At 67.7% G+C, this 13,320-nt stretch carries 12 protein-coding genes; 7 read left to right on the top strand and 5 right to left on the bottom strand.

The window, feature by feature from the left end; all coding sequences use genetic code 11:
* The first annotated feature begins 4 nt into the window (after positions 1 to 4).
* Entirely contained in the window at positions 5 to 421 is a 417-nt protein-coding gene (locus tag L3V85_RS07375) for a DUF2809 domain-containing protein (protein ID WP_237680519.1), read from the top strand.
* Here the strand turns inward: L3V85_RS07375 and mtgA are convergent.
* The 5 genes from mtgA to L3V85_RS07400 all read right to left on the bottom strand — a co-directional run bounded on the left by mtgA (position 387) and on the right by L3V85_RS07400 (position 5,652).
* The gene (mtgA, locus tag L3V85_RS07380) at positions 387 to 1,130 is read right to left on the bottom strand and encodes a monofunctional biosynthetic peptidoglycan transglycosylase (RefSeq protein ID WP_237678721.1); all 744 of its coding nucleotides are present in this window, start codon (positions 1,128 to 1,130) and stop codon (positions 387 to 389) included. The genes L3V85_RS07375 and mtgA overlap by 35 nt on opposite strands.
* Complete coding sequence (aroE, locus tag L3V85_RS07385; RefSeq protein WP_237678722.1) at positions 1,127 to 1,999, bottom strand: shikimate dehydrogenase; 873 nt, start codon at positions 1,997 to 1,999, stop codon at positions 1,127 to 1,129. The genes mtgA and aroE overlap by 4 nt, the downstream gene beginning before the upstream one ends.
* 16 nt (positions 2,000 to 2,015) lie before the next feature.
* Positions 2,016 to 2,870, bottom strand: a complete 855-nt coding sequence (locus L3V85_RS07390; RefSeq protein WP_237678723.1) for an energy transducer TonB — start codon at positions 2,868 to 2,870, stop codon at positions 2,016 to 2,018.
* A 44-nt stretch (positions 2,871 to 2,914) separates the two neighbouring features.
* Positions 2,915 to 4,972 (bottom strand): ribonuclease catalytic domain-containing protein, encoded by a 2,058-nt coding sequence (locus L3V85_RS07395; RefSeq protein ID WP_237678724.1) that lies wholly within the window; start codon positions 4,970 to 4,972, stop codon positions 2,915 to 2,917.
* An 83-nt stretch (positions 4,973 to 5,055) separates the two neighbouring features.
* Positions 5,056 to 5,652, bottom strand: coding sequence for a YqiA/YcfP family alpha/beta fold hydrolase (locus L3V85_RS07400; RefSeq protein WP_237678725.1), 597 nt, complete (start codon positions 5,650 to 5,652; stop codon positions 5,056 to 5,058).
* 407 nt (positions 5,653 to 6,059) lie between these two features.
* On the opposite strand from L3V85_RS07400, the gene L3V85_RS07405 reads away from it, so the two are divergent.
* The 6 genes from L3V85_RS07405 (at position 6,060) to L3V85_RS07430 (ending at position 13,320) form a co-directional block, all read left to right on the top strand.
* Positions 6,060 to 6,818 (top strand): response regulator transcription factor, encoded by a 759-nt coding sequence (locus L3V85_RS07405; RefSeq protein WP_237678726.1) that lies wholly within the window; start codon positions 6,060 to 6,062, stop codon positions 6,816 to 6,818.
* Between the two features lie 6 nt (positions 6,819 to 6,824).
* Positions 6,825 to 8,666 (top strand): sensor histidine kinase, encoded by a 1,842-nt coding sequence (locus tag L3V85_RS07410; protein WP_237678727.1) that lies wholly within the window; start codon positions 6,825 to 6,827, stop codon positions 8,664 to 8,666.
* Between the two features lie 32 nt (positions 8,667 to 8,698).
* Positions 8,699 to 9,853 (top strand): rod shape-determining protein RodA, encoded by a 1,155-nt coding sequence (rodA, locus tag L3V85_RS07415; protein WP_237678728.1) that lies wholly within the window; start codon positions 8,699 to 8,701, stop codon positions 9,851 to 9,853.
* A 56-nt stretch (positions 9,854 to 9,909) separates the two neighbouring features.
* Positions 9,910 to 11,370, top strand: coding sequence for a metalloprotease TldD (gene tldD / locus L3V85_RS07420; protein ID WP_237678729.1), 1,461 nt, complete (start codon positions 9,910 to 9,912; stop codon positions 11,368 to 11,370).
* 82 nt (positions 11,371 to 11,452) lie between these two features.
* A complete protein-coding gene (locus tag L3V85_RS07425) occupies positions 11,453 to 11,983 on the top strand; it encodes a hypothetical protein (RefSeq protein WP_237678730.1) in 531 nt (176 codons plus the stop codon).
* Positions 11,984 to 12,201: 218 nt separating this feature from the next.
* Positions 12,202 to 13,320, top strand: coding sequence for a 3-deoxy-7-phosphoheptulonate synthase (locus tag L3V85_RS07430; protein WP_237678731.1), 1,119 nt, complete (start codon positions 12,202 to 12,204; stop codon positions 13,318 to 13,320).

The raw sequence follows: 13,320 nt of genomic DNA on the forward strand, positions 1-13,320 counted from the left end.
CGCGATGATACGGGCCATGCGATGGCGTTTCGATCCTCTTTCTCTGGCGTGGGCGGTGGCCCTGTTTCTCATCCTCGTGCTGCTGGCCACCGTCGGCGCGCGCTGGGGCTGGGTGCGCAGTTTCTTCGGCGACGTGCTGGCCGTGGTGTGGGTCTACTTTGTGTTCAAGACGGCCATCGGCGCGCGCGTGCTGCCGCTGGCGCTTGCCGCGCTGGCGGTGGGCTGCGCGGTGGAGCTGGGCCAGTACCTCGCGTCGGCGTGGCACCTGCGCATTTCGAACCGGGCGCTGCGCATCGTGCTGGGCAGCACGGCCGACTGGTGGGACGTGGTGGCTTACGTGCTGGGCTTCTTCGGCGTGCTCGTCATCGAGCGCCTGCGAGGCATCTTCAGGGCAGCTCGGCCGCCGGCATCCGCGCCATGACGGTCGAGGCCCGGCCGCTCAGGTAGGGCGAGCCGAGGCGGCGTTCGAAGAACTTAGGGCTCGGCAGCATCACGGCCAGGCGCGCGGCCTCGTTGGCGCTCAGGCGCGAGGCCGGCTTGCGAAAGTAGTACTGCGACGCGGCCTCGGCGCCGAACACGCCTTCGCCCCATTCGACGTTGTTGAGGTAGATCTCCAGGATGCGCTGCTTGTCGAGCACCAGCTCCAGCAGCGTGGCGAGCACCAGCTCCTGGCCCTTGCGCAGCATGGTGCGCTCCCCGGACAGCAGCAGGTTCTTGGCGAGCTGCTGCGTGATGGTCGAGCCGCCGCGCAGCCGCACGGGCTGCACCGGCTTGCCGCGCGCCACCGCGCGGGCGGCGCGCTTGGCGGCCAGCTCTTCGGCCTTGGCGTTGCGCTGGCGCGCGCGTTCGATGGCTTCCCACTCCACGCCGTTGTGGTCGACGAAGCCCGCGTCCTCGCTCGCGATGACGGCACGCTTGAGCGTGTCGTTGATCTGCGCATACGGCACCCACTCGTGCCGCCAGCCGCCGTTGCTGCCCTGGTGCAGGGCGATCTGGAAGGCTTCGGAGCGCTGGAACGCCGTGCTCTCGGGGTTGATCACGGCCATGGCCGCGATGCGCGCCACGAAGAACAGCTCGAGTGCCACGCCCGCCACCACGAGGCAGGCGATCAGGCGCAGCACGGCTTTCATGCTTTTGCGGTGGCAGCAGCAGCGGCGAGCGAGCTTCGCAGTTCGGCCAGCACCTGGGCCGAGGGCGGGCGCACGCCGCGCCAGATCTCGAACGATTCCGCCGCCTGTTCGACCAGCATGCCCAGTCCGTCGCGCGCGACCGCGCCGTGCGCCTCGGCCCAGGCCATGAAGCCGGCGGCGGCGGGGCCGTACATCATGTCGACCGCCAGGCCGCCGGGGCGCAGCACGTCGGCGCTCACCGGCACCGCGTCGCCCGCGAGGCTGGAGGCCGTGGCGTTGACCACCACGTCGAAGGCGCCCGGCACCTTGTCGAGCGCCCAGGCTTCGAGCGAGGCGCCGTGGCGCAGCGCCACCGCCGCATGGCGGCGCACCAATTCGATGGCCTTGTCGACGGTGCGGTTGGCCACCACGACGCGCGCGGCGCCCGCGTCGAGCAGTGGGCCCAGCACGCCGGCCGCCGCGCCGCCCGCGCCGATCAGCAGCAGCGCCTTGCCCTGCAGCGGCACGCCCGCGTTGCGCACGATGTCGTTGACCAGGCCGATGCCGTCGGTGTTGTCCGCATGGATGCCGCCGTCGGCCTCGAAGCGCAGCGTGTTCACCGCCTGCGCGAGCGTGGCGCGTTCGCTGGTGTGCTGCGCCAGCGCGGCGGCCTCGAACTTGAAGGGCACGGTGATGTTGCAGCCGCGCGCGGTGTCGCCGCGTTCGGCCGCCTCGGCGCGAAAGGCCGCGATGCCTTCGGCGAAGGCGCCGATGGGAACGAGGCGGCGGCCGTAGTCCATCTGCTGGCCGCAGAGTTCGGCGAAGCGCGCGTGGATGCGCGGCGAGCGGCTGTGTTCGACGGGGTTGCCGATGACGCAGTACAGGTCCATGGAGGGTGTTCCTGGGCTATTGGGAGGTGATTTCCATCGTGCCGTCGCGCGCGAAGCGGAACAGGCCCTGGATCACCATCTGGTCGGCCTGTTCGCGGCGCATGGCGTCGGTGAACTTGCCGAAGCTGCCGACGCTGCGAACGATGGCCTGCGCCCGGCGGTCGAGCGCGATGTTGCCGGAGCTCTGGTCGACGTCGACGGCGAGCACCTTGCCGTCGAAGTTGACGGTCATGGTCATCTTGAGATCGCCGTACAGCTTCTGGCCGGCGATCTGGGGGAAGTTCTCGGCGGCGCGCGCCTCGATGCGGCGAAGCATCTTGTCGACGTAGACGGCGAAGGCGGCCTCGCGCGTGGTCGGGCTGATGTAGCGCTTCTTGGGACGCGCGTTCTCTTCGTTCACGCGGCGCTCGATCTGGGCGAGGATCTCGACCATCTGGCGGCGCTTTTCTTCTTGCGCGGCGGCTTCGGTCGGATCGCCCGGATTGCGCGGGTCCGGCACCGGCATGGCGGCCAGCTCGCGCTTGATCTGCGCGAGCATCTGCATCTGCTGGGCCTGCATGGCCTCGACCTGGCGCCGGGAGTCCTCGAAGGAATCGCCCACCGAGGTGAAGCTGGACGGCGGCAGCGGGCTGGTCGCGCGGCCCTGCTCGAGGTCGCCGCCGCCCGCGAGCGAGGTCTGCGCCATGACCTTGGCCTTCGGGTCGGGCTTGTCCTGCGTCTTGCTGTTGACCAGGATCACTTCGAGCGGCGTCTCGCTGAAGACCTTGTTGAACGACTCGGGGTCGACGAAGCGCACCGCGAGCAGCGCGGCATGCGCGATGACCGACACGCCCAGAGCGATCTGCAGCGTGCTGAGGTCCTTGAAGTTCATTCTCTAAACTCCTCCAGAGGGGCGCATTCGAACGGCCCGATGGCTCATGCCGGTGTGTTCTCGGGCGCGGCCTCGCTGTCCGTCAGGTCGACCGCGATGGCGATCGGGCCCGCAACCACTTCTTCTTCGTCGCTCTCCTCGTCGACGGCCGCATCGGCCTTCGGTGTGTCGAGGCGCTCGAGCACGGTGCCGCTCACGTCGAGCGCGATCTCGTCGATCTCGCCGAGCTTCACGCGCAGGCGCGCGCCGCGCTCCTGCTGGCCGGCCACGGGGAACACCAGCGGCAGCGTCTCGGCGCGCACCAGCGCGCCGTTGGGCAGGTCCTTGATGACGGTGGCCTCGAGCTCGGAGATGCCCTGCTGCTGCAGGTACTTCAGCGTCCAGAAGCGCTCCATGCCGCCCTGGTAGGCGTTGTACGTGGCATAGGCTGCGTCGAAGCCCGAAAGAATCGAGAACAGGTCGGCGTCCTTCGGCTTGAAGGGCGCGGCCAGCGCGGCGGTCTTGCCGTGGCGCGCGGCGGCGATGATCTGCCACTGGTTCACCAGGTCGGTATAGCGGCGCAGCGGCGAGGTGCTCCAGGCATAGCTCTTCACGCCCAGGCCCGCATGCGGCAGCGCGCGCGTGCCCATGCGCACCTTGATGCCGGGCGCCAGGCTCGCTTGGCTGCGGTAGAGGCCGGGCACGCCGAGTTCGCCGAGCCAGCCGCCCCAGCTGCTGTTGGCCAGGATCATGGCCTCGGACACGATCAGGTCGAGCGGCGCGCCGCGCTGGCGCGTGCTGATCTGCACCTGCTCGTTGCCGGTGGGCTCGTTGCCCTCGTTGCCGACGAGGCGGAAGTTGTAGTCGGGCCGGTTGAAGTTCTCGGGCTTGCCGCGCACCACTTCGCGCTGTGCCTTCAGCTGCTTCGCGAGGCGGAACAGGAAGGAGAGCGGGGCGCGCAGCTGGGCCGCGGCTTCGGGCGTGCCTTCGCTCTGGAACGAGGCGTCTTCGAGCCAGGGCTGCGTGACGAAGGTGTCGAGCTGGTCGTGGCGCAGGTTGGCGACGATGGGCACGCGCTCCAGTTTGGTCTCGGTGCCTTGCAGTTCCAGCGTGGCTTCGTCGAAGCGCGCGTAGAGCGACACCGCGGGCCGGTCGCCGCCTTCGAGCAGCGTGTAGGTGTTGACCACGTCGTCGGGCAGCATCGTGATCTTGTAGCCCGGCATGTACACCGTGGACATGCGCGCGCGTGCCACGTTGTCGATGGCGCTGCCCGGCGTCAGTGCCAGGGCCGGTGCCGCGATGTGGATGCCGACGGTGACGGTGCCGCTGCCCAGGCCCTGCACCGAGAGCGCGTCGTCGATTTCGGTGGTCTGCGAATCGTCGATCGAGAAGGCCTGCACGCCGGAGGCCACGGGCAGGTCGTCCACGATGGCGGGCGCTGCGAGCGCGGGAAAGCCGGTGCCCTTGGGGAAGTTCTCGAACAGGAAGCGCCGCCAGTGGAACTGGTAGGGCGAGTCGATGGCGCCGGCGCGCTCCAGCAGGTCGAGCGGCGGGCGCTGCGTGGCGCGCGCGGCGTCGACCACGGCCTTGTATTCGGGCGCGTTCTTGTCGGGCTTGAACAGGATCTTGTAGAGCTGTTCGCGCACCGGCGCGGGGCACACGCCCTCGGCCAGTTGCCCGGCCCACTCGGTGATCTGCGCCTGGATGGCTTTTTTCTTCTCGATGGCGGCCAGCGCCTGCTGCACGATTTCGGCGGGGGCTTTCTTGAAGCGGCCCTTGCCGGCGCGGCGGAAGTAGTGCGGTGCCTCGAACAATGCGAACAGCGCCGCGGCTTGCTGCGCGAGCGAGGGCTTGTCGGTGAAATAGTCGGCTGCGAGTTCGGCAAAGCCGAATTCGCCTTCGGCCGCGAATTCCCAGGCGAGGTCGAGGTCGATGGTGGCGGCGAGCGTGCGCGCCTCGGCGATCAGCTCGGCGGGGGCGGGCTTCTCGAAACGCAGCACGATGTTGGCGCCCTTGACCTTGACGCGCTTGCCGGTGTCGAGCTCGACCTGTGCCGACGCTTCGGCCTCCGACAGCACGCGGCCGCCGAGGTACTTGCCGGCTTCTTCAAACAATACAAACATAGTCCCCGATTCTCCCACGCTGGACTGGCCCGGCCGCGGCGGCCGTGTGTCTCTGGTGAAGCGGGAGAGCTGGGAATGGGGCTCTAGACGACGGGATTGATGAAAGCCATCACGTCGTCGAGATGCGCCTTGTCGAAATCCGAGAGGGCGTGGTCGCCGCCTTCGAGCAGCTTGATGTTGCTGTCCGGATAGCGCGCGGACATCTCGTGCCAGTCGAGGGCTTCGTCGCCCTTGGCGATGATCGCGAACACGCGCTCGGGCCGCGTGAGCTGGCCGACTTCCATGGCGCGCAGCTCGTGGATGTATTCGGGGCGGAAGTAGAAATACTCGGCCGGGTCGTGCCAGACGGTCTGGTCGCCGATGTAGCGGGTGAGGTCGCGCGCGGGGTGCACCGCCGGGTTCAGCAGCACCGCGCGGCAGCGCGTCATGCCGGCCACGTAGGTGGCATAGAAGCCGCCGAGCGAGGAGCCCACCACCGCCATCGACTTGCGCGGCCAGTGGGCGATGCCCTTCATCACGAGGTCGATCGCATCGTGCGGCGAAGGCGGCAATTGCGGGCACCACCATTGCAGGTTCGGGTGGCGCCGCGCCACGCGGTCCGCCATGATCCGGGCCTTGGTCGATTGAGGCGAGGAGCGGAAGCCGTGCAGGTACAACAGGTGAGTGGTTTGCGGATCCATGCGATGAAGATACGGGAGGGGCGTGCGTCGCGCCGCGCTTGCCGGGACCGGGTAATTTTGCATGAGGTCTGTTCTCGCGAGGCCGCTTCCAACGTACAAAAACCCTGTGAGCGGGGTTCTGCGACAGGGGCGATGGCCTATCGGGCTCGGGGGTGCGCAAACCTCTTGGCGGCCCCGGTCCAAAAGGGTTTGCGCGAATCGAGACTTAAAGTATTCATGTTGTTCTTTGCCCTGATGCAGATGGTCTACGTTCGGATTACTTCGAGGCGTGGCGCCTTCGAAAAACACCGTTTGGACATGCGCACGGCATACGGCAAAAAAGCGGCGCAAGTGTCATGGGGTGCTTGTGCGGACGCATCCCATGAACTGGGTAGGCGTGGCCGAATTCACAATTTGCGCCGAGCCTTATGCTCGTGCCCATGAATATCGAGGCTCAAGATGACGGGACATTGCGCCGGTGGGGCGTGCTCGTCGTCGAAGACGACAGTCGCGCGCGCGCTTTTTTCGAGGCCAGCGTGCAGCGCAGCCCGCGCCTTTTCTGGCTCGGCAGCGCAGGCAGCGTGCAGGAGGCGCGTGCCTGGCTGGCGCGCACCGCAACCATTCCCGACGTGCTGCTGGTCGACCTCGGCATGCCCGACGGCACCGGGCTCGACGTGATCCGCGACGCGGTCGCGCGCTTTCCCGGCTGCGAGCCGCTGGTGGTGTCGGTCTTCGGCGACGAGGAGAACGTGCTCGCCAGCATCGAGGCCGGCGCGGTGGGCTACATCCACAAGGACGCCGCGCCCGAGGACATCGCGCAGACCATCGTCGAGATGAAGGCCGGCGCGTCGCCGATTTCGCCCATGATCGCGCGGCGCGTGCTGGCCAAGTACCGCAGCCTGCAGTCGTCGGCTGCGAGCGCGGTCGGCGGTGCCGAGGTGGCGGGCGGCGCACCCGAAGCGCCCGCCGAGGAGTCCGACCGCGGATTGCTGTCGGGCCGCGAACACGAGGTGCTGACGCTCATTGCGCGCGGCTTTTCTTACGCTGAAATCGCGCGGCTCAAGGGGCTGAGCGTCCACACGGTGCAGACTCACATCAAGAATCTCTACGGAAAGCTCGCGGTGCATTCCAAGAGCGAGGCCGTCTTCGAAGCGACGCGCCTCGGCCTGCTGTCTCATCCGGGCTGAGCACGGATGGTGTCGAAGCTGGTGTCGCTGCTTTCGTTGTTGCTGGCGCTGCTCCTGTCGGGCATCGCCACGACGGCCGCTGCGAGCGTGCCGGAACAGTCGATCGAACTGACGCAGGGCTCTGTGACGACCTCGGTCGACGGCGTCCGGCGCACCGAGCCGGTGGATCTGTCGTATCACTGGGACCGGCAGCACGAAGGCCGTCCGGGCTTCGCGACCTTCGACCTGCCGTTCACGCTCGAGGCCACCCCGGAAACGCCGTGGGGCATCTTCATTCCGCGCGTGGGCAACGTGTTCGAGGTGCAGCTCAACGACGCTTTGCTGCAGGTCTATGGCAACCTGGAGCGCGGCAACGAGGCCGACTACGCGAAGGCGCCGATCTACATACCCGTGCCGGGGCGCCTGCTGAAGCAGGGCGAGAACCATCTGCAGATCCGCCTGCGCGCCGACAGCGGGCGGCGTGCAGGCCTCTCGCACGTGACCATCGGCCCGGCTGCGCAGGTGCGGTCGGAAATGTTCGAGAGCGCCTATGCCTGGCGCTTCACGGGTTCGGTGCTGCTGGCGGCGTTCAGCCTGATCGTGGGCGGCATCGCCCTGGCGCTGTGGCTGACGCAGGTCGAGACGACCGCCAATGGCCGGCCGCGCCGGGAGGGCCTCTATTTCTGGGCCGCGCTGGCCGAGTTCTGCTGGGCCGTGCGGGTGGCCGACGGCGTCATCGCCGAGCCGCCGCTGAGCTGGGGCGTGTGGGGCGTGCTGATGGCCATCTGCTACGCGGGCTGGGTGGTCTCGGTGATGATGTTCGGCTGCCACATCGCCGGCTGGGGCAACGACCGCCGCTTCCGCTGGGTGCGCTGGCCGATGGCCGCCATCGTGGCCGGCACGGCGGTGTTCACCACGGTGGCCCTGCAGCGCGAGGAGCCGCTGTGGCTCACCGGCTGGCTCGCGGTGGAAATCGTGCTGGTCGTCGCGCTGGTGGGCGCCTTCGCGATCGCGACCGTTCGCAAGCCGAACACGGAGCAGCTGCTGGTGGCCGGCGCCGCGCTGGTGACGGTGGCCTTCGCCGCGCGCGACTGGCTGGTGATCCGCCTCAGTGACGCCTACGGCGAAACCACCTGGGTGCGCTATTCGTCGGTGTTCTTCGGCGTGGCCCTTTTGCTGATCGTGCTGCGGCGCTTTCACGCGGCGACGGTGCAGGCGCGCGGATCGGTGGCGGCGCTGGCCGAGCAGGTGGCCCAACGCGAACGCGAACTGGCCGCCACCTATGCCGAGCTGGAGGCCGCCGCGCGCGACCAGGCGCGCACCCATGAGCGCGAGCGCATCCTGCGCGACATGCATGACGGCGTGGGCTCGCACATCAGCTCGGCGATCCGGCAGCTGCAGTCGGGCCAGACCAGCCCGGGCGACCTGCTGCGCACGCTGCGCGATTCGCTGGACCAGCTCAAGCTGTCGATCGATTCCATCCACCTGCCGCCGGGCGACGTCGGCGCCTTGCTCGCGGCGCTGCGCTACCGGCTGGAGCCCCGGCTGGCGGCGGCCGGCATCGAATTCGAATGGGCGGTGGACGAGGTGGACACGGTGGCGCGGCTCGACGCCCAGACCATGCGGCAACTGCAGTTCCTGCTATTCGAGGCCATATCGAACGTGCTGCAGCACGCTCATGCCACCGTGCTGCGCCTGGAGGCCGACATGCGCGGCAAGACGGTGCAGGTGCGGGTGATCGACAACGGCCAGGGCTACGACGCCACGCAGGTGCCAAGGGCGCTGGCGGAGCGCGCCGGGGCCATCGGCGCCCGCCTGGCGGTCGAAAGCCGACCTGGCCGCACGGTCGTTCAGTTGGCTTTCGATTGAGGCGGGCGGCGGGGCGGGGATAATCCGCCCCCATGTCTGCCGTGTTCAATCAGCCCTCCCTGGCGCGTCGCATCGCGCCCATCTTCCAGGGCTTCGACGGCTTTCTGGCCTTTGCCGTGCTGCTGCTCGCATTCGCCGGATTGCTGACCATGTATTCGTCCGGTTACGACCATGGCACCCGTTTCGTCGACCACGGCCGCAACATGCTGCTGGCCGGCTTCATCATGTTCGTGGTGGCGCAGGTGCCGCCGCAGAAGCTCATGCTCGCGGCCGTGCCGCTCTATGCGATGGGGGTGGCGCTGCTGGTGGCGGTGGCGCTCTTCGGCATCACCAAGAAGGGCGCCCAGCGCTGGATCAACCTGGGCATGGTGATCCAGCCCAGCGAAATTTTGAAGATCGCGATGCCGCTGATGCTCGCGTGGTGGTTCCAGCGGCGCGAAGGCCAGTTGCGGCCGCTCGATTTCGTGGTGGCGACGGTGCTGCTGGCGGTGCCGGTCGGCCTCATCATGAAGCAGCCCGACCTGGGCACCTCGCTGCTGGTGCTGGCGGCGGGGCTGGCGGTGATCTTCTTCGCGGGGCTGCCCTGGAAGCTGATCGTGCCGCCGGTGGTGATCGGCGCGGTGGCCATCACGCTGATCGTGAGCTTCGAGTCGCGGCTGTGCGCCGACGGCGTCGACTGGCGCGTGCTGCACGACTACCAGAAGCAGCGCGTGTGCACGCTGCTCGACCCCAGCAAGGACCCGCTGGGCAAGGGTTTCCACATCATCCAGGGCATGATCGCCATCGGCTCGGGCGGCGTGGGCGGCAAGGGCTTCATGCAGGGCACGCAGACGCACCTCGAATTCATTCCCGAGCGCACCACCGACTTCATCTTCGCGGCCTATTCCGAGGAATTCGGCCTCATGGGCAACCTGATGCTGATTTCGGCCTTCATCCTGCTGATCTTCCGCGGGCTGGCCATCGCGACCAACGCCACCACGCTGTTCTCGCGCCTGCTGGCGGGGGCGGTGACGATGATCTTCTTCACCTACGCCTTCGTGAACATGGGCATGGTGAGCGGCATCCTGCCGGTGGTGGGCGTGCCGCTGCCCTTCATCAGCTATGGCGGCACGGCCATGGTGACGCTGGGGCTGGGGCTGGGGATCCTGATGTCGATCGCCCGGGCAAGGAAGCTGGCGCAGAACTAGCGCCGCAGTGCCCTTGAGGGCGGCGCGGAAGAGGGCTGCTGCCTAGAATGGCGGTCATGATCTCTCGCGAACCCACCATCGAGCGCCTCGCCACGGCGCAACAGCTCCTTCTCACGCCGTTCGGACTCGACGAATCGCACCTGAGCAAGGCCTTGGCCGAGATCACCGCGCACCGGGTGGACGACGCCGACCTGTACTTCCAGTACACCCGCAGCGAGGGCTGGAGCCTCGAAGAGGGCATCGTCAAGACCGGCAGCTTCAGCATCGACCAGGGCGTCGGCGTGCGCGCGGTCAGCGGCGAGAAAACCGCCTTTGCCTATTCCGACGACATTTCCGAAGCCTCGCTGCTCGACGCGGCGCGCACCGTGCGTTCGATTTCCTCCGCGGGCCGCACCGGCCGCGTGAAGACGGCGACCCGCAAGATCGCCTCCAGCCGCTCGCTCTACCAAGGCATCGATCCCATTTCCACGCTCGACAGCACCGCCAAGGTCAAGCTGCTCGAGAAGGTCGAGAAGCTGGCGCGTTCGCGCGACCCGCGCGTGGCGCAGGTCATGGCCGGCCTGGCCAGCGAATACGACGTGGTGCTGGTGGCACGCGCCGACGGCACGCTGGCCGCCGACGTGCGTCCGCTGGTGCGGCTCTCGGTCACGGTGATCGCCGAGCAGAACGGCCGCCGCGAAATCGGCTCCGGCGGCGGCGGCGGGCGCTTCGGCCTGGCTTACTTCTCCGACGAGCAGATCGCCGAGTACGTCGACCACGCCGTGAAGGCGGCCCTGACCAACCTCGACGCGCGCCCGGCCCCGGCCGGCGAGATGACCGTGGTGCTCGGCTCGGGCTGGCCCGGCATCCTGCTGCACGAAGCCATCGGCCACGGGCTGGAAGGCGACTTCAACCGCAAGGGGTCGAGCGCGTTCTCGGGCCGCATCGGCCAGCGCGTGGCGGCCAAGGGCGTGACGGTGCTCGACGACGGCACCATCGCCGACCGCCGCGGCTCGCTCAACGTGGACGACGAGGGCAACGCCAGCCAGCGCAACGTGCTGATCGAGGACGGCATCCTCAAGGGCTACATCCAGGACTCGATGAACGCGCGCCTCATGAAGGTCAAGCCCACCGGCAACGGCCGCCGCGAGAGCTATGCCCACGTGCCGATGCCGCGCATGACCAACACCTACATGCTCGGCGGCGACAAGGACCCGAAGGAAATCGTCGCGAGTATCAAGAAGGGCCTTTACGCCACCAACTTCGGCGGCGGGCAGGTCGACATCACGAGCGGCAAGTTCGTGTTCTCGGCCAGCGAAGCCTATTGGGTCGAGAACGGCAAGATCCAGTATCCGGTGAAGGGCGCGACCATCGTGGGCAACGGCCCGGACGCGCTCACCCGCGTGACCATGATCGGCAACGACATGGCGCTCGACTCCGGCGTGGGCACCTGCGGCAAGGAAGGCCAGAGCGTTCCCGTGGGCGTGGGCCAGCCGACCCTGCGCATCGACGGCCTGACAGTAGGTGGAACGGCTTAGGCCTTTTGTCACTTGCGGATTGTTTCCTTCGGTTGCTAAGCTGCGTTCCTTTTGCGAACGACAGAATTCAAGGAGCAACTCGATGGGGAGCAGGATCAATTCGCCCGCTGTGCTGTGGGCCGTGACCGCCTTGGTGGCGTTGGCTTCTGCCGGTTGCGCATCGCGCGGCGGTTCGGGCAGCCAGCCCGAGGCAGCGCCAGCAGCCGCAGCGGCGCCCGCCGCCCGCGGTGGTGCCAAGGCCGGCATGGACGCCCAGGGCAACGTGGTCGACTCGTCGAAGGTCGAGGCCGGCAGCGGCAAGACGGTCAAGGGCCTGAACGGCTACGAAGGCGAGATCACAGGCAACCCGGCGCGCAACAGCAAGTTCGCGCGGCTGCAGATCGGCATGAGCGCCAGGCAGGTCACCGACCTGGCCGGCCAGCCGACCGACCAGGGCGCCTACGTCACCGGCAAGGCTTTCATTCCGTTCTATTTCGGCAGTGACCGCCACCGCTTCGAAATGACTTACAAGGGCCAGGGCCGGCTGATTTTCGCGGGCGGCGGCATGGGCGATTTCTCCAGCGGCAACCTGATCTGGATCATCCACAACCCCAACGAATCGGGCTACCGGTAAGCCAAGCCGCTTGACCCGGTCTTTGCTTTCCGTGCTACATTTCGCCCACATGTCCGCCCTCCGCGCTTACTTTTTTGCCTACTTTTGGTTCCCGGTTTCCGGCGGACGAGAGGCGAGCGCGTAAAGCAAACGAACACCCTCCCAAAACCGCCGGTGGCTTCAAGCCCCCGGCGGTTTTTTTATGGCCTGACGAAACCCACTCCAACAAGGAAGCACCCATGAGCACGAACACTGCCCCCGCCAGCGACAGCTGGTATGCGAGCGTCGAAAAAACCAGCAAGACCGACGACGAACGCATCAAGGACATCAACGTGCTGCCCCCTCCCGAACATCTGATCCGCTTTTTCCCGATCCGCGGCACGCCTGTCGAAACGCTGATCGAAGGCACCCGCCGCAGCATCCACAACATCATGGCGGGCAAGGACGATCGGCTGCTGGTGATCATGGGGCCGTGCTCCATCCACGACCCGGCCGCGGCGCTCGAATACGCCCGCCGCCTGAAGGTCGAGCGCGAAAAGTACGCCGGCACGCTGGAAATCGTGATGCGCGTGTACTTCGAGAAGCCGCGCACCACCGTCGGCTGGAAGGGCCTGATCAACGACCCGTACCTCGACGAGAGCTTTCGCATCGACGAAGGCCTGCGCATCGCGCGCCAGTTGCTGATCGACATCAACCGCCTCGGCCTGCCGGCGGGCAGCGAGTTCCTCGACGTGATCTCGCCCCAGTACATCGGCGACCTGATCGCCTGGGGCGCCATCGGCGCGCGCACCACCGAAAGCCAGGTGCACCGCGAACTGGCCTCGGGCCTGTCGGCGCCGATCGGCTTCAAGAACGGCACCGACGGCAACATCCGCATCGCCACCGACGCCATCCAGGCGGCTGCGCGCGGCCATCACTTCCTGTCGGTACACAAGAATGGCCAGGTCGCCATCGTGCAGACCAACGGCAACCCCGACTGCCACGTGATCCTGCGCGGCGGCAAGGCGCCCAACTACGACGCCGAAAGCGTCGAGGCTGCCTGCAAGGACCTGCAGGCCGCGAAGCTGCCGCCCACGCTGATGGTCGACTGCAGCCACGCCAACAGCTCGAAGCAGCACCAGAAGCAGATCGACGTGGCGAAGGATGTCGCCGCGCAGATCGCCGGTGGTTCGAACCGCGTGTTCGGCGTGATGGTCGAAAGCCACCTGCAGGCTGGCGCCCAGAAGTTCACGCCGGGCAAGGACGAACTGTCGGGCCTGGAATACGGCAAGAGCATCACCGACGCCTGCCTGGGCTGGGACGACTCGGTGCAGGTGCTCGACACGCTGTCGCAGGCGGTCAAGCGCCGCCGGGGCTGA

The sequence above is a fragment of the Variovorax paradoxus genome (assembly GCF_022009635.1).
In the GTDB taxonomy this organism is placed as follows: domain Bacteria; phylum Pseudomonadota; class Gammaproteobacteria; order Burkholderiales; family Burkholderiaceae_C; genus Variovorax.